Annotated in this window: 19 protein-coding genes and 1 tRNA gene; 10 read left to right on the top strand and 10 right to left on the bottom strand. The window is 51.5% G+C overall.

Annotated features, from left to right (window positions below):
* Position 1: 1 nt before the first annotated feature.
* The 5 genes from H924_RS06335 to rpsA all read right to left on the bottom strand — a co-directional run bounded on the left by H924_RS06335 (position 2) and on the right by rpsA (position 5,880).
* Complete coding sequence (locus H924_RS06335) at positions 2-478, bottom strand: FABP family protein (RefSeq protein WP_015651131.1); 477 nt, start codon at positions 476-478, stop codon at positions 2-4.
* A 66-nt stretch (positions 479-544) separates the two neighbouring features.
* A complete protein-coding gene (locus H924_RS06330) occupies positions 545-904 on the bottom strand; it encodes a DUF4259 domain-containing protein (protein WP_015651130.1) in 360 nt (119 codons plus the stop codon).
* Positions 905-987: 83 nt separating this feature from the next.
* A complete protein-coding gene (gene coaE / locus H924_RS06325) occupies positions 988-1,590 on the bottom strand; it encodes a dephospho-CoA kinase (protein WP_015651129.1) in 603 nt (200 codons plus the stop codon).
* Positions 1,591-1,637: 47 nt separating this feature from the next.
* The gene (locus H924_RS06320) at positions 1,638-3,668 is read right to left on the bottom strand and encodes a glucose PTS transporter subunit IIA (RefSeq protein ID WP_029703066.1); all 2,031 of its coding nucleotides are present in this window, start codon (positions 3,666-3,668) and stop codon (positions 1,638-1,640) included.
* 748 nt (positions 3,669-4,416) lie between these two features.
* Positions 4,417-5,880, bottom strand: a complete 1,464-nt coding sequence (gene rpsA, locus H924_RS06315) for a 30S ribosomal protein S1 (protein WP_015651127.1) — start codon at positions 5,878-5,880, stop codon at positions 4,417-4,419.
* 199 nt (positions 5,881-6,079) lie between these two features.
* Between rpsA and H924_RS06305 the strand changes: the two genes are divergently transcribed.
* Positions 6,080-6,883 carry a class I SAM-dependent methyltransferase gene (locus H924_RS06305; protein WP_029703069.1) on the top strand — a complete coding sequence of 268 codons (804 nt, stop codon included), beginning with the start codon at positions 6,080-6,082 and terminating at the stop codon, positions 6,881-6,883.
* On the opposite strand, the gene H924_RS06300 is transcribed toward H924_RS06305, so the two are convergent.
* Complete coding sequence (locus tag H924_RS06300) at positions 6,880-7,764, bottom strand: aldo/keto reductase (RefSeq protein WP_015651124.1); 885 nt, start codon at positions 7,762-7,764, stop codon at positions 6,880-6,882. The genes H924_RS06305 and H924_RS06300 overlap by 4 nt on opposite strands.
* Before the next feature lie 3 nt (positions 7,765-7,767).
* Entirely contained in the window at positions 7,768-8,709 is a 942-nt protein-coding gene (locus H924_RS06295; RefSeq protein ID WP_015651123.1) for a helix-turn-helix transcriptional regulator, read from the bottom strand.
* 165 nt (positions 8,710-8,874) lie between these two features.
* On the opposite strand from H924_RS06295, the gene H924_RS06290 reads away from it, so the two are divergent.
* Together H924_RS06290 and H924_RS06285 are read left to right on the top strand one after the other, a co-directional pair.
* Positions 8,875-9,366 (top strand): SgcJ/EcaC family oxidoreductase, encoded by a 492-nt coding sequence (locus tag H924_RS06290; protein WP_015651122.1) that lies wholly within the window; start codon positions 8,875-8,877, stop codon positions 9,364-9,366.
* A gap of 69 nt (positions 9,367-9,435) precedes the next feature.
* Entirely contained in the window at positions 9,436-10,803 is a 1,368-nt protein-coding gene (locus H924_RS06285) for an MFS transporter (protein WP_015651121.1), read from the top strand.
* A gap of 46 nt (positions 10,804-10,849) precedes the next feature.
* On the opposite strand, the gene polA is transcribed toward H924_RS06285, so the two are convergent.
* Positions 10,850-13,492, bottom strand: coding sequence for a DNA polymerase I (polA, locus tag H924_RS06280; protein WP_015651120.1), 2,643 nt, complete (start codon positions 13,490-13,492; stop codon positions 10,850-10,852).
* Positions 13,493-13,665: 173 nt separating this feature from the next.
* Between polA and H924_RS06275 the strand changes: the two genes are divergently transcribed.
* A tRNA-Leu gene (locus H924_RS06275) sits at positions 13,666-13,742 on the top strand.
* 356 nt (positions 13,743-14,098) lie between these two features.
* Positions 14,099-14,488: a hypothetical protein gene (locus H924_RS14355; protein ID WP_155885567.1), complete on the top strand. Its 390-nt coding sequence runs from the start codon at positions 14,099-14,101 to the stop codon at positions 14,486-14,488.
* Positions 14,489-14,526: 38 nt separating this feature from the next.
* Here the strand turns inward: H924_RS14355 and H924_RS06270 are convergent, their stop codons facing one another.
* Positions 14,527-15,369 (bottom strand): SDR family oxidoreductase, encoded by an 843-nt coding sequence (locus H924_RS06270; protein ID WP_015651119.1) that lies wholly within the window; start codon positions 15,367-15,369, stop codon positions 14,527-14,529.
* A 171-nt stretch (positions 15,370-15,540) separates the two neighbouring features.
* Between H924_RS06270 and H924_RS06265 the strand changes: the two genes are divergently transcribed.
* Positions 15,541-16,425 carry a helix-turn-helix transcriptional regulator gene (locus H924_RS06265; protein WP_029703071.1) on the top strand — a complete coding sequence of 295 codons (885 nt, stop codon included), beginning with the start codon at positions 15,541-15,543 and terminating at the stop codon, positions 16,423-16,425.
* On the opposite strand, the gene H924_RS06260 is transcribed toward H924_RS06265, so the two are convergent.
* Positions 16,422-17,471 (bottom strand): alpha/beta fold hydrolase, encoded by a 1,050-nt coding sequence (locus H924_RS06260; protein ID WP_015651117.1) that lies wholly within the window; start codon positions 17,469-17,471, stop codon positions 16,422-16,424. The two genes, H924_RS06265 and H924_RS06260, sit on opposite strands and share 4 nt — an antisense overlap.
* Before the next feature lie 159 nt (positions 17,472-17,630).
* Here H924_RS06260 and H924_RS06255 point away from each other — a divergent pair, with 159 nt between their 5' ends.
* The 4 genes from H924_RS06255 to H924_RS06240 all read left to right on the top strand — a co-directional run bounded on the left by H924_RS06255 (position 17,631) and on the right by H924_RS06240 (position 19,931).
* Positions 17,631-17,948 carry an ArsR/SmtB family transcription factor gene (locus H924_RS06255; protein WP_015651116.1) on the top strand — a complete coding sequence of 106 codons (318 nt, stop codon included), beginning with the start codon at positions 17,631-17,633 and terminating at the stop codon, positions 17,946-17,948.
* Between the two features lie 90 nt (positions 17,949-18,038).
* Positions 18,039-19,031, top strand: a complete 993-nt coding sequence (locus H924_RS06250; protein ID WP_015651115.1) for an LLM class flavin-dependent oxidoreductase — start codon at positions 18,039-18,041, stop codon at positions 19,029-19,031.
* Positions 19,021-19,359, top strand: coding sequence for a nuclear transport factor 2 family protein (locus H924_RS06245; protein WP_015651114.1), 339 nt, complete (start codon positions 19,021-19,023; stop codon positions 19,357-19,359). The genes H924_RS06250 and H924_RS06245 overlap by 11 nt, the downstream gene beginning before the upstream one ends.
* Positions 19,332-19,931, top strand: a complete 600-nt coding sequence (locus H924_RS06240) for a nuclear transport factor 2 family protein (RefSeq protein WP_015651113.1) — start codon at positions 19,332-19,334, stop codon at positions 19,929-19,931. The genes H924_RS06245 and H924_RS06240 overlap by 28 nt, the downstream gene beginning before the upstream one ends.
* Positions 19,932-19,936: the final 5 nt, after the last annotated feature.

Below are 19,936 nucleotides of genomic sequence, written 5' to 3'. Positions count from 1 at the left end.
CCTACTTTTCTAAGTGGCTTTCCAAATGCTGCTGCAATTGTTGACCTGCAGCAGCCATATCAAATCGAGTTTTAAGCACTGTGCGTTCTTTATTTAACACATAAAAACGCGCAGTGCTTTTTACTTCTTTAGCAGCCGGCGAGTTCACCACAGTGGACTGCTCAAAATCGAAGCGCAGCTCGCCATCAAACTCTGCAACAGCGCCTTCCAAAAGCTCAGTTTGGCCCGTAGGCTGAGCGAGAGTGAATTCCAGCTTGCCCTCCCCCACAGGACGGAAAAATCCCAGCTCAGTATGCATCGGACCGTGTGCACCCTGCGTCTTTTGCTCATAGCGCAAAAAGGGCTTGCCGGGAATCGCACTAAAAGTTACGGTCTCGCGGTATTCAAAACCCGCAATAGTCGGATAATATCCACGGCCAGCACCGCTCCAAGTACCGATCAAAAAGGAAAATGGCGCAACATTTGGGTGAAGGTTCATAAGCACTAAGCCTAACCACTTAACCCAGTTTCGCGCCCGCGCAGCGGTTTTTCGTCGAAAAGCGTCTTATTTTAAGAGCACGTAGGAACGCGATTTCCACTCGTGGAGCTTCTCGCCCTCGCGCTGCCAGCGCGCATAAAGCGCCGAAACCGTACCATCAATCAATACCGCTTCCAGGCATTGGCGCAGCTTATCCTTCATAGCCGGAGTCTGAAGCTTTTCGACGTCCACCGCCGCGCCTTCCGCAGGCTGATTACCGGCTGCCAGGTGTGCGAGCGCGATAATCAGAGCTCCCTGGTCCTCTTCGATATGCCGCTGGCCGATGTCAGGCAGCAGCTCCGCGGGATCCAGGTGCCCCTCGCGGAGATCCTCTAACACTTCCTGAGCTTCCTCATTATCAAAGGGACCAGTATTCCAAATCTTCATGGGCGCTAGAATACCGCTTTTAGGAAGGTGCGTGGGGGTTTAAGCTGCAATCTCTGGCGCAGATAAATTTCTGCCCAAGGATGCTACTTAGAACGCGTCAAAATCTCCGCAATAACGTTCTTCATATTCGCCTTAAGGTCATCCAAGCTGCCGTTATTGTCAATCACCACATCTGCAGCTTTCAAACGCACCTCATCGGGAACCTGGGAATCAATGCGGCGACGCACGTCTTCCTCCCCCAAACCGCGCTTTTCGACGAGGCGGCGCACGCGCTCCTCAACGTTGACGTCCACCACCAGCACCATATCCATGCCACGATCCAAGCCCTTATCCACGAGCAGCGGCATGTCATAAATCGCCACCTTGGTGCCATTGGCCTCGGCTTCCGCAAAACGTCGAGCAGTTTCTTCAGCGATGCGTGGATGCGTAATCGAATTAAGCAATGCGGTGTGCTCAGGGTCTACAAATGCTTTGGCAGCAAGCCCTGGACGGTCCAGTGAACCATCTTCTTTGATGATCTCTGGGCCAAAAGCCTCTACCAATTCCGCTAGGGCTGGTTGACCAGGTTCCACTATTTCGCGGGCGATTTGGTCTGCGTCGATGATCAAAAATCCTTCAGACGACAAAAGATCGGCAACGGTTGATTTACCGCTGCCGATCCCGCCGGTCAGTCCAATCTTTAACATACTGACCAGATTAGTTTGTTCTGCCCTGTTATGGGCAAGGTTTGAGCTTATTCAGCGCCATTAACCTTAATTACCGTGGTGGTGGCGTCTGCCTGTGCTGCTTCGATGCCAAGGATCTCACCGAATTTATTAGCGTTGGAGACCACAACTGGGGTGATCAAAGGCAAGTTCTTGGAGCGAATGAACTCTGGATCGAAGGTGATCAAAGGATCGCCAGCCTTTACCTGCTGCTTGCGCTCAACATGAACCTCGAAGCCTTCGCCACCGAGCTGAACAGTGTCCAGACCAATGTGGATGAGCAATTCGATGCCACTATCCAAGCGCAACGCTACGGCATGTCCGGACTTCTGAACCAAGATGACAGTCGCATCAGCTGGTGCTACTACGGTGTTACCGGTTGGTTCAATTGCGATACCTGGTCCAAGCTTGCCAGCAGCGAAGATTGGATCCGGTACCTCAGAAAGGGGAACTGCGCGGCCCTCGAGTGGTGAGGTGATTTCCACAACCTGACCGGCTGCCAAACGAGGCTTGGTAGCAACTGCAGTTGCGGCTGCTGCGCCACCAGCTACGGCTGCGCCTGCTGCAGGAGCAACTGGAGCTGCGGGTGCTGCTGGGGTGTTGTTAGCCTGCTCAGCTGCTGCCATCTGTGCCTTAGCTTCATCGCGCTCTGCATCGGAACGGTAATCGAAGAAGAGAACCAAGAGCATTGAGGTAAAGAAGGCTGCTGCGATACCAACGGTGTAGCCCAACCATGGATCCATTGCTGGGATGGTGAGCAGGGAGGTGAACACGAAGGCATAAGCCTTGATGTCAAAGATGCCCATGACGATACCGCCAACAAGGCAGCCTGGAAGCAGACGGAAGTAAGTCTTCTTGAAGCGCAGGAGCACACCATAAAGGGAAGGCTCGGAAATACCGCCGAGGAGACCTGCAAGCATGCCACCAAGGGAAACCTGGCGCATTGCGCGGTTCTTTTCCTTCAAAGCGATCAGGAATACGCCGGTAACCAGACCGAAGCAGGCAAAGTTCCATGCACCCATTGGTCCCTGGATGAAGTCATAACCCAAGGTGTTGAGGTTCTGGATCATGATGGCGTTGAGAGGCCAGTGCAAGCCCAGTGGTACCAAGAATGGGTAGAGCAAAGGAATAACGATAGACAGAATGAATGGGCTGAAGTTGTTGACAGCTTCAAGCAGGCTGGAGATGCCATTACCCACACCAATACCGAATGGTCCGAGCAAGAATGCGGTTGCTGGAATCATAATGAGCAGGGAGAAGAATGGTACAAACACCATCTGCACTGCTTCCGGAATGATCTTCTTCAGACCCTTTTCAACCCAGTACAGGCCGATTGCTGCAATCAGTGGTGGGAAGACCTGGCCGGAGTAATCATTAAGAACCATTGGCAGGCCAAAGACGGTGACGGTATCGCCGGCAGAACCTAGTGCCAAGAATTCTGGAGTAAGTAGTGCGGCTGGAATAGCTGCACCAATCCACTCATTTGCGCCGAGCTTTCGAGCTGCGGTGGCACCAACCATAATTGGCAGGAAGTAGAAGACCGAGCGCCACATGGAGTGCAGGAATACATAGGTATCAGGCTGCTCATCCATTGGAGCACGGAAGTCTTGCAAACCGAAGGTATCCGCAAGAACCAACAGAGTAATAATCAGTGAGGCACCAAGCAGGGCCCACAGGATTGGTCGGAAAGTATCAGACAAGAACTCGAAGGCGTAGTCTACGCCAGAGAACTTGCCACGGACTCCGCCGTATTCTTTCTTAGCAGCGGCTGGCTTAGCGTCATCCTCACCGCCGGCGAAGCGGCTCATGCCGTCAAGCTTGAGCATCTCTTGGTAATAGTTGGCAACAGATCCACCCATCACTACCTGCATACCGGTAGAGCCCTGTGGCACAACGCCCAGCACTGAAGGATCTGAGTCAATCGTTTGCTGATCAACAGCGGATTGATCTCGCACCTGGAAGCGCAAGCGGGTGGCACAGTGGGTCATCGACGTAATATTGTCTGGACCACCGAGGTTATCCAGAATATGCTGCGATGTCGTCGTTAGTTTGGACGCCATGTCAAACCTTTCTGAACGCGCGGCTCTTAGCTCTCCAAAGAGAGTTATCTACCGCAACGAAATTGGAGCCGTCAAGATCGCGGTTCGATCCTGCAGCGCCTACCAATTCTCCGGGGTGCTATCATCGAGGGTGATAATAGAACCGCATAAGAAAACGATTGCACACTATGCAAAATTTTTTTCCTGATAGCTCAGGAAGCTTTTAATCTTCTTTTGGCAAGGGCTCTACATCTTTTGTGATGGAGAACACTTAATTCCGAATAAGTGGTAAGTCTCCCTAATGATATGTCCGAATACCGCACAAAACAAGACGAAACACACAAGTACAAACAAATCCAAAAGGTATTACTTATCTAATTTATTGAAATGCCACCTCAAAGGCCAAATTTGGCCAAAACTTTATCTAACGGCCCAGCTTCCCAAAAATTTCCCCCAAGCATTCAGCGGCGCTAGCGCAGAGATTTTTGAACCCCACGAAGTTCATTACAACACTTCCCTATTAACGTCTCTGAAGCTAATTAGAGTAGCCAATTCTTAAGCGGGCTATGGCGCAACATTCCATTCGGTTCGCCATGAGTGCGGGCCGGCACGGGTGCAGACCACCATTTGGCCGCTCGACCATCAACCCATACAAAACACCCCGTACCACTGCCCTAAAGCAAGTGATACGGGGTGTTTATGCGGAGCAAGCGCTAGTGGTGCCAATTGTCAACGTCAGTTGACACCTTAGAGCTAAGCGCAGGAATTATTAGTTGCCTGCAAGCCTCTCGCGCAGAGCAGCGAGCTGCTCGTCGGAAGCCAGGGATCCACCGGTGGTCTCTTCGGAAGATGCTGCTGCTGGAGCTGCCTCTTCGGACTCGGAGGAGTAGTTGCCTGCAGGAGCCTCGGCAGCTGCCTCTTCTGCCTGCTGGCGACGACGCTCGATCTGAGCGGTGTGAGCAGTGAAGCGACGCTCGGACTCTGCGTAGCGAGCCTCCCATGCCTGACGCTGCTCATCGAAGCCCTCGAGCCATTCGTTGGTCTCTGCATCGAAGCCCTCAGGGAAGATGTAGTTACCCTGCTCGTCGTAGGAATCGGCCATACCGTACTTGGATGGGTCGAATTCCTCGGTGTAATCCTCGTCTGCCTGCTTGAGGGAGAGGGAGATACGACGACGCTCGAGATCGATGTCGATGACCTTGACCATAACCTCTTCGCCAACGGCGACAACCTGGTCAGGAACCTCAACGTGGCGCTGAGCCAGCTCGGAGATGTGGACGAGGCCCTCGATGCCCTCTTCAACGCGAACGAACGCACCGAATGGAACAAGCTTGGTGACCTTGCCTGGCACGATCTGTCCCACAGCGTGGGTACGTGCGAAGACGCGCCATGGATCTTCCTGAGTTGCCTTCAGGGAGAGGGATACGCGCTCGCGGTCGAGATCAACGTCGAGAACCTCAACGGTGACTTCGTCGCCAACGGTGACAACCTCAGATGGGTGGTCAATGTGCTTCCAAGAAAGCTCGGAAACGTGAACCAGTCCGTCGACACCGCCGAGATCGACGAATGCGCCGAAGTTGACGATGGAAGAGACGACGCCCTTGCGGACCTGGCCCTTCTGGAGCTGGTGCAAGAACTCGGAACGGACCTCAGACTGGGTCTGCTCGAGGAATGCACGGCGGGAAAGAACAACGTTGTTGCGGTTCTTGTCCAGCTCGATGATCTTCGCTTCGAGCTCCTGGCCGATGTATGGGTCCAGGTCACGAACGCGACGCATTTCGACGAGGGATGCTGGCAGGAAGCCGCGCAGTCCGATGTCGATGATAAGGCCGCCCTTGACGACCTCGATGACGGTGCCGGTAACAGGCTCGTCCTTCTCCTTGAGCTCCTCGATGGCTCCCCATGCACGCTCGTACTGAGCACGCTTCTTGGAAAGGATCAGACGGCCTTCTTTGTCCTCCTTGGTGAGAACAAGAGCGTCGATCTGGTCGCCAACTTCGACAACCTCGTCGGGATCGACATCGTGCTTGATGGAAAGCTCGCGGGATGGGATAACACCCTCGGTCTTGTATCCGATGTCGAGAAGAACCTCGTCACGATCGACCTTGACCACGGTGCCCTCAACGATGTCGCCATCGTTGAAGTACTTGATGGTTGCGTCGATTGCTGCAAGGAAGTCCTCAGCAGAGCCAATATCGTTGATGGCTACCTGAGGTGCATTGTTGGTGGGCATATGTAAATTGCTCCGAAATGGATAGGAAATTTAGAATGGACAGGAAGCAATGTCTCCCAAATACCCTGTATAGACGGGGTTTTGATTTCACGTACAAGCTCGGTGTGCTTTCCTACAAGAACACGCCGACACCCTACGCAGCGACACGCCTAATCAACACTACGCTGTTTGTGCAGCTAGAGCAAATAGAATTCAGCAAATGGGCACATATGATACCAGTGAGACCAATGAGTTTTCGCTAGCCAATCGTCATTGGTGGGATTTAGACGCTTCCGACTATCACCAACGGCATGGTTCATACCTTGGAACGGATAGTCCACAAGGTGAATTTTATTGGTGCCCGGAGATGCTGCATGAAAAAGATGTTCGCCTGCTTGGCACAGCGGAGCAGCTTAAAGGTGCAAAAATCTTAGAGATTGGCTGTGGCTCCGCGCCGTGTTCACGCTGGCTTTCCCATGACATCCCAGAGGCGTTTGTTACTGCCTTTGATATTTCTCGAGAAATGTTGCGCCATGCTGGCCCAAACCACACAGTATCTTTGGTACAAGCCGATGCCATGGCACTTCCCTACCTAGATAATGCCTTTGATCTGGCATTTTCTGTCTTTGGGGCGATCCCATTTGTTGAGGATTCCGCGGCATTAATGCGTGAATTTGCGCGCGTCCTTAAACCTGGCGGTCGCCTCGTTTTTTCCATTACCCATCCCATGCGCTGGATTTTTCCTGATGATCCCGGCCCCGCGGGCCTCGAGGCAACCATTAGCTACTTCGACCAGTCAGGTTATGTGGAAGAAGATGAGGAAACCGGGCATTTAACCTATGCCGAACAGCACCGCACCATGGGTGCGCGGATTAATGAGCTTATCGACGCAGGCTTTGTGCTGGAAAAGCTTATCGAACCAGAATGGCCCGCAGATCTCACTGAGACCTGGGGCCAATGGTCGCCACTGCGCGGAAAGCTTTTCCCCGGCACGGCTATTTTTATTGCATCACTTCCGTTTTAAGCCTCTGGAATAGGCATTCCGAAGGTTTCTAGGTTGATGTCTTCGGGCTCAGGGCCGCCACGCTTTTTAGTGTCCAGCGCATCGATGACGCGCAGTTCTTCGTCGTTAAGCTCAAAGTCAAAGATATTGATGTTCTCAGCAATTCGAGAAGGTGTCACCGACTTTGGAATAGCATGGTGTCCTTCTTGGAATTGCCAACGCAACATAACTTGAGCTGGGGTTTTACCGTACTTCTTGGCGATCTCGCCGATGGTGGGATCGTTTAGGGTGCTGGTGTGCTCGCCCTCGCGATAGAAGGTAATTCCGCCAATTGGGGACCAAGCTTGGCTCAGGATGCCCAGCTCAGCATTGCGTGCAAGGACTTCTCGCTGCTGGAAATAAGGGTGAATCTCTAACTGGTTTACTGCTGGTACGACAGTGGTTTCTGCAATCAGCTTATCCAGGTGCTCAACCATGAAGTTACTAACGCCAATTGCGCGCACCTTGCCTTCAGCAAGTAGCTGCTCAAGTGCCTTATAAGCCTCGATGGTCAGGTCAAAGTTTGTGGGAAGTGCCTGGTGGAGGATAAAAAGGTCAATGGTATCAACCCCAAGCTTGGCGGCGGACTTTTCAAAAGCATGCAAAGTAGCATCAAAGCCGTAGTCGGAGATCCAGACTTTGGTTTCGATGAAGATTTCAGAGCGATCAATGCCGGATTCAGCGATTGCTTGTCCAACTTCACGTTCATTGCCGTAGGCAGCTGCGGTGTCGATGTGACGGTAGCCAGCCTTGAGGGTTTCTTTAACTGCAGCAATTGTCTCGGCGGGTGGTGTTTGGAAGACTCCATAGCCTAGGGCTGGGAGGCTAACACCATTGTTCAAAGTAAAACTAGGAATGGTCATGTTTTAAAGGCTATCTTCCACAGAAAGGTTGAGGGAGGGGCTGTTATTACCTGTTTCGGCGATGCCACCCACGCTCCAATTAGCCAGCAATTGCAGGTTGTCAGCCGAGCTGGAATTTGGAGCTGCGGAATAAACTATTAACGCCAACTCTGATTCCGCGGGTAGCACGAGGGTTTCAAAATCTAGGGTGATATCTCCAACAAGTGGGTGGTGCACCGTTTTGGAACCTGCGCGGTGAAGATGCACATTATGCTGAGCCCACATTTGAGCAAAGTCCTCACTGCGGGTAACTAGCTCGCCGATCATATTGCTAAAGGTTGTATCAAAGGGATACTTCACTGCCACTGCGCGCAGGCTGGCCACCAAGTTGCCTGCCATTTTCTCCCACTCCGGGAAAAAGTCACGAGCAGCCGGATCCAGGAATGTAAAGCGAGCAACGTTGACTGCATCCTTATTATCGCCAAGTGTTTGCGATACCTTGCTCTCATATAAGGGTGAATAAAGTGCACGGCCCAAAGCATTGGCTGCGATAATATCGCGACGCTCAGAGCGTACAAATGCTGGCATATCCTGCATGGAATCCAAAATGCGTCTAATCTCTGGTCGCACTGAGTCCTTATCTGCAGCTGGAGTTTGCGCCTTTTTGCGTGCGGCTCCCCCAGCATTTGCCAGACGAGATAAATCAAAAAGGTGCGTAGTTTCTGCCTCATCAAGCTGTAATGCCTGAGCGAGCGCAGATAAGACTTGATCGGAAACACCACTGAGGTTTCCGCGCTCCAAGCGGGTGTAATAGTCCACGCTCATTCCAGCAAGCATGGCTACCTCTTCACGCCTTAGCCCGGGGACCCGCCTTCTACCTTGATAAAACGGCATGCCCGCATTTTTGGGGCTTAAGTTATTGCGGCGGGTGGTGAGGAATTCTTTGACGTCAGCTTGTAGATCCATAACCCCTAATCTATTCCTCCACTGAAAACTAAGGGAGGTACTGCGATTACCAGGCAAGGCACAATCTGAGCCTAACCCTCCCCACGGTAGCTTTTCTTTAGACTTTATTAGGGTTACTTCAAAGCTAGTGATAAGCAGAGCTCGCCCGGCAGAAGGAATAGGACATTGATTAACTCCCCAGCACAAGTTGCGGAAAACTTTGTGGCTGCCTGGAACAAAGCAAATGCCGATGAAATAGCAGAGCTTTTTAGTGAAGATGCAGATTTTGTCAACGTCGTCGGCTTGTGGTGGAACTCTCGCAAACAAATCCGCGATGCTCATGCCTACGGTTTTGATCGTATGTTCCCCGACACCGTCATGACCTTAAATAAAGTAACTACTCGTCTCTTGGGTGTAGATGTGGCGGTGGTTCATGCAGCATGGACAATGGAAGGACAAATTACCCCACAGGGTGAAAGAGCCGGAGTGCGCACTGGCGTATTTAGTTTTACTCTTTCCCGCCAAGACGATGCTTCGTGGATATGTGTAAGTGCGCATAACACGGACAAAGTTCCCGGAAAACAAACTCACATTGCTAGTGCTGACACATTGACTCCTGCTAGCTATGTCCGCAAGCTTCCGCGCAAGAGTCCACCTGAGAATTCGCACGAGTCCTAAACAGGTACTGGCGTTACCGGGCTAACTCACCACTGTTTGCTGCTTTCCAAAGAGCCAACAATAGAATTTATGATTTTAGCTATTGTGCTCCTTGGGTATCTCATGATTTTGCTAGATACCTCCATCGTGGTCACCGGACTACCTGCCATCGGCGCCGAGTTAGGTCTTGATCCCTTGCATCTTTCATGGGTGCAAAATATCTATACCCTCAGCTTTGGAGCACTTTTGCTCTGCGGATCTCGTGCTGGTGATACTTTTGGTCGCCGCCGAGTACTCAACGTAGGCCTATTACTTTTTGGGCTTTCTTCCCTTGCTATTAGCCTCGCCCCTAATGCTGCGGTGCTTATTGGAGCGCGCTTTGTGCAAGGTGCAGGCGCGGCCATTATCGCTCCAGCAACTTTGGCACTTATTACGGAGTTTTTCCCTGAAGGCCCTCAACGTCTGCGCGCAACCTCTGCTTATGGTGCAGTTGCTGGCATCGGAGTGGCTTTAGGAATGGTGCTGGGTGGCATATTTGCCCAAATGCTGTCTTGGCGAGTTGGCTTCATTATTAATGTCCCACTTGCCATCCTCTTGTACTGGATGGCTTCGCGAGTACTGCCTAAATCTGTCACAAAACAAGGCAGTTTGGATTTACCCGGAACTATTTTTTCCGCGAGCTCAATTGCGCTGATCCTCTATGCCGTAGTGATGAGCGCAGAGCAAGGCTGGGGTTCCCCACTGGTACTTGCCTCATTAATTGCAGGTCTCGTGCTTTTTGGAGTGTTCCTCTGGAATGAGTCGCGAGCAACTTCCCCATTAATGCCTTTAACTCTTTTCCGAGATCGCAGCAGGAATGCCGCGCTAGTGGCTCGCTTCCTTTTAGTGGGTTCCGTGATGTCCTACTTTTTCTTTGCAACACAGTTAATGCAGGACAACTATGATTTCACTCCACTGCAAGCAGGTTTTACTTTCCTACCCATGTCACTCCTACAGTTCTTTAGTGCCTCTTTTGTGCCACGCTTATCACGCGCAGGTTTTTCCAATCGCACCCTTCTGATTAGCGGGTTGGTTTTTATGGTAATCGCAATGGCGGGACTTGCCTTTATCCCACAATCTGCAGGCATTACCGCGTCCTTAATAATCCCCATCGGGCTACTGGGCGCAGCCCAAGGTATTGCTTTTGGTCCTTTGACATCAATGTCAGTACAAGGTGCACAGCCGGAAGAATCCGGTGCAGTATCAGGCCTCGTCAACTCAGTTCACCAAATCGGTGGCACCTTTGGAGTTGGGGTATTTTCTGCACTAGCAGTTACTTTCCTGGGCAACTCTACCGCCCCGGAGATGGTCCTACAGCGCGCACACCTGGGATTTTTTATGTCCACCTTGGCACTTTCGCTCGCCACTGCCATCGCTATTTTCTTTATCAAAAAGCAAAAGCCAGGGCATCAAGCTTAATCCGCAAATACAGCGAATTGCTTAAATACCCTGGCTTACTCCTCACCTAGTGCGCGGCAGCATCCCAGTTAGTGCCATCACCTGCAGAAACTTCCAGTGGAACAGACAATGTAATAGCGCTGTCCATTTCTTTTTCTACAATTTCACGTACTTGCTCAAGTTCACCGGTAGCAATTTCAACCACCAATTCATCGTGAACCTGCAGCAAGACACGTGATTTCACGCCCGCTGCACGTAGCTCACGATCAACACGGATCATCGCTACCTTAATGATGTCAGCTGCGGTGCCCTGAATTGGTGCATTAAGTGCGGCACGCTCGGCATTTTCGCGGGCCACGCGGTTATCAGAGGTTAACTCTGGCAGGTAACGGCGGCGGCCAAAGAGAGTTTCGGTATATCCGGCCTTGCGGGCTTTTTCTACTACTTCACCCAGGTAGCGTTGCACTCCACCAAAGCGCTCAAAATAGGACTCCATAATGGACTTTGCTTCGCCGGCAGAAATATTTAATTGCTGGGATAGTCCAAAGGCAGAAAGTCCATAAACCAAACCATAGGACATAGCCTTGACGCGGCGACGCAGCTCCGGGGTGACTCCGTCGATAGGCACATCAAAGACCTTAGAACCTACATAATTGTGCAGGTCCTCGCCTTCGCGATAAGCCTCGATCAACCCTGGATCCTGAGACAAGTGCGCCATCACACGCATTTCAATCTGCGAGTAGTCCGCGGTAAGCAAGGTTTCAAAGCCCTCGCCCACCACAAAGGCAGAGCGAATTTTACGGCCAGCCTCGGTACGCACTGGAATATTCTGCAGGTTTGGATCAGTGGATGAAAGTCGACCTGTTGAGGCAACAGTCTGATTAAAGGTGGTGTGAATTCGCCCGTCAGCTGCGACCTCGCGAATCAAACCCTCCAAGGTGGTCTTCATCTTTTGGTACTGACGGTGCGCCAAAAGATGATCCAAGAATGGGTGTGGATTCTTCACTGCCAAAGCTTCAATTTCTGCAGCTGCGGTGGAATATCCAGTTTTAGTCTTCTTAGTTTTGGGCATGCCGAAGGTCTCAAAAAGCACAACCTGCAGCTGCTTAGGGCTGGAAAGGTTGAGAGTTGGATCGCCAGCGAGCTCCCGAGCTGCTTCTTCTTCCTGGGAAACTTGGTCAATAAAGGTCTCAAGCTGCTGTTCCAGCGTATTGACATCAACTGCAATACCCAGGGCTTCCATGCGCGCCAAAATTCCCGCCAAAGGAATTTCCATATCCCGGTAAAGCTCAAAGGCTTGAATTTCTTGGAGCTGCTTGGTTAGTTCTTCAGACAATTCCAAAATCGCAATAGCATCATCCACCAGCGACTGATCATCGGCAGCATCCAACAGGGTTAATTGTCCACCGTTGTCATTGGTGCTGAGGCGACGCTGCAAATGACGCTGGTAAACGTCGGCAAGCTCATAGGTACGCTGACCCGGGCGCAACAGGTACGCCGCAATGGCGGTGTCGTGTGCCACCCCGTTGAGCTCAAGGCCGCGGCCAGCCAGCATGTGGAAGGCGGCTTTGGCGCCGTGCAGCAGCTTCGGGTCCTCCGAAGCCAGCCACGTGGCCAACGCTTGTTCATCTTCGGCACTGATGTCAGCCAAATCGGCCAACACAGCGTGGCGCGCGGTATCCGCAATACCCACCGCGTATGCGTCCCCACCAGCAGGTTTGGCCACACCGCTTAGTGCCAGTGCGAGTGGCTGGCCAGCGCGGGCTGGCAGCCATTTAGCCAAAGGGAGCGTATCGACGACAACCTGCTCAGCTTCTTCAGCGGCGGCTTCAACAACATTGCCCTCCGCTTTAATAACTGCGAGGACACGCTCGCGCAGGTTGGTACCAAACTCTAGATCATCAAACTTCGCAGCAATTTCTGCAACCTGCGCAGGTTTCATCTCTAAATCATCGGGGCCAACAGGTAGCTCGAGATCCTTCACCATTTCGGTGAGTTTGCGGTTCATACGCACCTGATCAATGCGTTCTCGCAGGCTAATGCCTACTTTTCCCTTGATTTCTTCGGCATTCTCTAAAAGGTTTTCCAAGGTGCCATATTCCACAATCCACTTCTTGGCGGTCTTTTCACCCACACCTGGAATATTGGGCAGGTTATCGGAAGGATCACCGCGCAGAGCTGCAAATTCTGGATATTGCTGTGGGGTCAGGCCATACTTCTCTTCCACGGCTTCAGGAGTAAAGCGGTGCAGCACGGACACACCCTTCATTGGATACAACACCGTGGTGGTGTCATTAACCAACTGGAAGGAATCGCGGTCGCCGGTAACGATGAGGGTGTTATAGCCCAAAGGTTTTGCTGCTACGGACAAGCTGGCAATCACATCGTCAGCCTCAAAATCCACCTTTTCAATGGTGGTGATGCCCAACGTGGCTAAAATCTCCTTGAGGATTTCCACCTGCCCCTTAAATTCAGGAGGGGTGGCGTCACGTTGTGCCTTGTACTCCGGGAACATATCCGTGCGGAAAGTCTTTCTTCCCACGTCAAAAGCCACCGCAATATGTGAAGGCTGCTCTTCTTTGAGCAAGGTGGAGAGCATGGAGAGAAAGCCATAGACAGCATTTGTTGCCTGGCCTCCCGTGGTGGAGAAGTTCTCCGCGGGAAGCGCAAAAAATGCACGGAAGGCCATAGAATGGCCGTCGATAAGCATGAGGGTCTGGTCAGTCTTCTCAGTCACCTATCCGAGTGTAGGCGAGTGTTAAATTTGGCGACACATTCCCCCACTTCACCTCCCGATTTCCATTTTGTGGGCAACTTGGTCTAATATTTCTTCCAGTCAGCAAGACAAGTTCTTCCACGAACTTGAGTTGATTTATTTTTAATGCCCTTGTAGCCCAATTGGCAGAGGCAACGGATTCAAAACCCGTCCAGTGTGAGTTCGAGTCTCACCAGGGGCACCAAATACACCTCCTACCAGGCAATATGTCAGGTAGGAGGATTTTTATTTTTCTTGGAGACCTAAGTTCAGAGGGTCGTTGCAACAACGACTCCTAGAATTCAAGCTTCACCTCACCATTTAAAATACCCCCGTACTAGGCGCCTAGTACGGGGGTCCCACCATGGAGTGGAACACCACGTCCACCTACCAGTTCCCGCCCACCACAGACGGGAACATAGGAATCTTACATCACCACCTCACCCATGCATCAAATTTGCTAACACCTTTTGTAAATTTTCACATTCTCCTGCTTTCGCAGCGTACTCATGGTTAAAATAACGCCAATCGAGTGTCAAAAATACTTTGAAAGTTGACCCCATGAACCCTTCAATTCAAAGACCGCTGCAGCTTGATTCAGCTGGTAAGACTACTTGTCCAGAGTGTGGACAAAAGGTTCGGGCTTTGAAATTATCGGGCGAGCTTGGAGTGCACCTAGAAGTTAATTCCACTCAGAAAACCTGCAATGGCTCAAAGAAAATCTATAAGTTCATCAGCCCTAAAGTTCATGTCCAGCCCCTGAAAGCTAAGGCGCCCCTGCCCTCACGTGAAGATCGTCGCGAAAGCCGCAAACGCCGGCGAGAAGAGGACGATCTCGCAATTTGGGCTGAAGATTCTTGGGGTAAAGATCACCTCGGCTGGGAAGGCGGAGAAAATTCCGTTCGCGCTAGCCGGGCTGGACGAGTAGAGAGCAACCGAAATCGTCACTAATCCATACCTCTGCAAAAGCTAATGGCAGTGTCTCTCCCCTAATCTTCAAAAACCAATGATGCGGACAGTCCCTTGTTTGCATCAATCTGCCCCTGAATCGTAGCCAAGTTGTCTTCAACACCCTCCATTGCGTCAGCGCCGGCAATAAAACGCAGTGGCAGGTCTTCCGAATCAGATAACGTCACTAGCGCTGCAGCAAGCTTGGCTGGGTCACCGCCTTGCTGGCCATTCATGCTCTTCCAAGCCTCAATGGTCTGGCTGGTGCGTTCTGCATAGTCGTCGATCTCCAATTCTGGCCAAATTGTAGAGGCACCTTCCACCAACAATTCAGTACGGAAGAATCCCGGTTCAACTGCCATGGTGGAGATCCCATATGGCTCAAGGTCATAACGTAGGGATTCCATCCAGCCTTCGAGGGCAAACTTAGAGGCAGCATAGGCCGCACAGAATTCTTGGCCAATCAATCCTGCGGTTGAGGTCACTGTAATAACTTGGCCGGAGCGCTGCGCGCGCATTACTGGTAACACTGCGCGAGTGACATTGAGAGGGCCAAAGAAATTGGTTTCCATCTGCGCCCGGAATTGGGCTGGGCTGATGTTCTCGAAGTAGCCTGCATAGAAGTTACCTGCGTTGTTAACCAGTACATCAATTCCACCAAAGCGCGAAACTGCAGCATCAACTGCATCCAATGCCGCCTGAGGATCAGTGATATCAAGGGAAACAGTGAGCAACTGTGGGTGCTGCCCTACTGCTTTCAGTACTTGTTCTGCACTGCGACCAGTGGCCACAACACTGTGCCCCGCCGCCAATGCTTTGTGCGCAATATCGATTCCAAGCCCGCGGCCTGCACCAGTGATAAACCAAACTTTTGAAGAACCCATGAGATCCAACTTCCTACTTGTGAAATACCGCTGCTGAATCCAATGGCCAAGCGGTAGGGAAACTCTTTCCTTTTACAAGTAAATAGCGTGTTCAAGCCCCCAAACAGTCTCTGCTTATAGGGTTAATTCCAGTGACCCCCTAACAGCTATGAACTGGCTTAAGCTTGAGGAATGGACAATCGCAACGATATTCGCGAGTTTTTGACCACCCGCCGAGCCCGCCTTAGGCCGGAAGATGTTGGATTACCTAATTTTGGCGGACGCCGTCGAGTTCCGGGGCTACGTCGTGAGGAAGTCGCACTAATGGCTGGAATGAGCGTGGAATACTACGTCCGCCTCGAACGTGGCAATGCCAAGGGCATTTCAGAGGCTGTTTTCGAAGGTGTGTGCCGGGCACTACAGCTCGATGAAGCTGAACGCTCCCACCTGAATGATTTAATCAGAGTCGCCAATCAAGACACGAGTGCCAAAAAGCGGTGCACGAAGCCCGCAACCGCGCAGATAAGGCCCGGGGTACAGCAGCTTCTCGACGCGATGGATTCGGTTCCGGCATACGTTAATAATGGACGCCTCGATGTGATTGGGATTAATCGTCTTGGCCGTGCCGTATTCTCTGAAATCTATGAAGAGCCCCGGCAGGCACAACAAGCACCCAATTTTGCGCGTTTTGTTTTTGTGAACTCAACATCTAGGGACTTCTATCGGGATTGGGACGCAGTAGCACAGCAAACTGTGGCATTGTTGCGAGCCGAAGCTGGAAGGAACCCCCATAAACGCGCTTTGAGTGACCTAGTTGGTGAACTTTCCGTCAATAGTGAGGATTTCCGAACTCTTTGGGCTTCACACGATGTGCGCGAGCACCGCACCGGACTAAAGCATTTCCATCATCCGATTGTCGGAGATCTGGATCTTAATTTTGAAGCCATGAATTTAGAGAGCGAACCTGGGCTACTGTTTGTGGCACTAACAGCAGCCGTAGGTACTCCCTCCCACGATGGACTGTCCTTGCTTAATAGTTGGACTTCCACGCCAGCCAACGTGGAGCAAAAGGATTAGGAGGCAAAAAGCTCGCTAAGATTTCGATCGATCTGCGGCATATAGTTTGCAGACATTCCAAAAAGTCCCAAATGTCCTGCGTTATCTTCAATTACCCGCAGTTCACTTCCCGGGATGAGCTCTTGTTCGGCGGCGCAATCGCGTACCGGGAAGAACATATCCTCACTAATAGGCATAACAAAGGTCTTTGCTGTTACACGGCCTAGAGCAGCAGCCAAATCACCATCGGTGTGGCGGGAGACATCTCCGCGTTGCCACTTCCAAGCGTTGTTTAGCAAGGTATTGGGATCCATGGACAAAAAGAGTGGATCCAGGAAGTCGGAAAGTACAGCTTCCTTGGTCTCGAATCCCAGGGTGCGCCATTCTTCACCCTTCCAATATTCCGTAGAAAAGCCCATCACTGACCAAATATGGGACTGCCGGCGCAATCCATCAGCAACCTCTGTATGCGAGCCATACTCTCCGCCCTTAAACCCGGGGTCGGATTCAATAGCTTCATTCAAAATCTGGGTGAAGAGGAAATCATGTGGGGTGTTTTTCGCTGTGCCGGCGATTGCAGCTGCGCGCTTAACCTTGTCGGGGAATCTGACGATCCACTCATAGGTTTGCTGCGCTCCCATGGAACCGCCAACCACAGCAAAAAGCTCAGAGATGCCAAAATGCTCACGCAATAGTCGTTCCTGGGCAACGACATCATCCCCAATGCGCACATCCGGGAACTTTGACATAGAAATGCTGTCATCAGCGGTATTGAAGGGAGAAACAGATAGTCCATTGCCAATTTGGTTGACGGAGATGATGAAGTACTTTTCCGGATCTAGTGCATGGCCAGCACCAACATAGGTTTGAAAATATGCACCGTGACTGCCGGAGTACCAGGTAGGAAGCAAAATCGCATTGGATTTATCCTCATTGAGGGTGCCGGCGGTGGCATAGGCCAACCAGCAATCTTCAATTACTCCGCCCTCCTCCAATTCCAAGCGTCCAATGGATGCGGTTTCATATGCTCCATGTGCCTCGGCACCATAAAAACCATTCTTTAACATGCATATACCTCATTCTTGAGAGACAGATCACTAATTGACCACCGCCATAGTAGAGGTCACAGATAAGCTTGGCCACCAAGGTGGCGTCGAAAAGCGCTTTTCGACGCGCTGCGCGGGCAATAATTGATAGATCGAGAATTCTCGATTAGTATCGTGGACATGGCAAGCCAGGTAGAAATTTTTAAAGCACTTGCAAATGAAGCACGGTTAGATATTCTCCGGTGGCTCGGCGAACCGGACCGCTATTTTGTTGAGCCCGCTAAACATGCCACCGAAGAAATTAGAAACGCCGGCGGTGTTTGCGTGCGAGACATTCATGAAAAAGCCAATATGTCTCAGTCCACCGTCTCGCACTATTTGCAGATTCTGCAGCGTGCCGGATTGGTTGAATCCGAAAGGGTTGGACAATGGACCTATTACCGCCGCAAGGAGGAAACGATCAAGAACATCGCACACTTTATCTCCGAAGAACTTTAAATAGTTTTCTCCGCGCTTTGCCTGCGCTTAGCCATAATATCGAATATTCGCAATACTTATGATCATCTTTTCTTCCAAGGAGGAAAGCCAGTGACAGCCAAAAACCTCACCGACCTCAAGGTCTCTATTCTCGATTTAGCAACAATTAGCGATGGTTCCACCCCGGCCGATGCTTTCCGCAACACCCTCGATCTGGCTGAACACGCCGACCGCTGGGGATATGAACGCTATTGGATTGCAGAACACCACAATATGGCGCCCATCGCCAGCGCAGCTACCTCAGTTTTAATTGGTCTGGTGGCCCAGCGCACCAAAAACATCAAAGTAGGTTCCGGCGGCATTATGCTGCCAAACCACTCCCCTCTGGTTATCGCCGAACAGTTTGGCACCCTCGAATCCATTTTCCCTGGACGTATTGATCTGGGTCTAGGTCGTGCCCCTGGCACCGATCAAATCACAGCCCGCGCATTACACCGCAGCAACTCCGATGATTTCCCCGGCATGGTGGAAGAACTTCGTTCCTACTTCACCCCAGATCGCACCGGTAAGCACCTAAATGTCACTGCAATCCCAGCTGTGGGCCAAGATCCGCTGGTCTGGCTGCTTGGTTCAAGTGATTTCAGCGCCACCCTGGCAGCCAAACTTGGTTTGCCCTTCTCCTTTGCAGGCCACTTCTCCCCTGGTTTTGCCTACCCTGCCATTGAGACTTATCGACGCAATTTCCAGCCTTCCGAGGTCTTGGATGAACCTTATGTCATGCTTGGCCTCAACTTGGCCGTTGCCGATACTGATGAGGAAGCTGTCTCACAGTTCTCCTCCACCCAGCAGCACTTCTTGGCACTGTCCCAAGGTCATCCACTGCCAATTCAGCGCCCTCGCCAAATGAGCCAGCAGGAAATGAATATTGTGCACAATTCGGTGGCTGGTTCTGTCGTCGGCAAGCCAGATTCCATTAAGGGACAAATCGAAGGTCTGCTAAAGCAGGTAGAAATCGATGAAATCATGTTCACCTCCTATATCTATGAACATGAGGCTCGTTTGCGTTCCTATGAATTGCTCAAGGAGGTTGTTGATGCCGGCTAGCACACCGCATCGAAACAGCATTCAAGAAACCTTCCACACCATTATTGATGCCTTCAAAACTGGCGAAGCTGGTTCCATCGCTGAATATTTTGCGCCTGAAATAAAGATGGAAACCTCTAATCTGGGCGATGCACAGGGTCGTGCAGTGGTCGTTAGGGCTTTAACAGGAGCAGCACCAGCGGGTGAATTTAGCCGCTACTACCTCACCAATGAGTACATTGCAGTTACAGCTGAGAAGGCCCAGCACAGTGTGTACCTCACAGCTGCCATCATTCAGAATGGACAAACCAGTTGGTTTGGGTGCACTGTGATCAAGGCTGGCAGCTAGATTCATTGCGTTTTGAGCTGGACTGGGTCTTTGGCTCCCACCCCACTTTGCAGTCCTGGCCACCGGCTCGGAACCAATTGGGATGGGCACCAGGTGCTCAGCTGCCTAAAACTTTAAGTGCGCTAGATGCCCCCTGGTATGTCATTGCGGAAAACTCAGAATTAGGCGGCGACGAGCAACAAATTATTGATGCTTTTACCCGCTATACCTGGGCTGTTGATCAATGGGATTTGTCCTTGATGGATGAAATCTTCGCGGAAGATCTCTACACAGATATCTCACCTTTTGGACCACTTCGCAGCAAACGCGAGTTCTTAAGCACTTTGTTGCTCTTCCGCACTGGTAGGCCTTATCTGCACCACGCAATGGGCGCCACCGAGGTTATTGTGGATGGTGATAGTGCGCAATTGCAGGTCTACCGCCTGGTTCCTTATGGAGCCACCCCAGAACTGCTCGAACGCAATATCTTTGGTGCAATTTATGACTGCACCCTGCAGCGCAAAGATGGCAGCTGGCAGTTTAAGAGCATCAAATTCACCGAGGGACAACTTTTCGAAATTCCCACAGCCTAAAAACT

Source organism: Corynebacterium callunae DSM 20147, from assembly GCF_000344785.1.
In the GTDB taxonomy this organism is placed as follows: domain Bacteria; phylum Actinomycetota; class Actinomycetes; order Mycobacteriales; family Mycobacteriaceae; genus Corynebacterium; species Corynebacterium callunae.
Note: the sequence above shows the minus strand (reverse complement) of the source record. Positions and strands in the feature narration are given on the sequence as shown.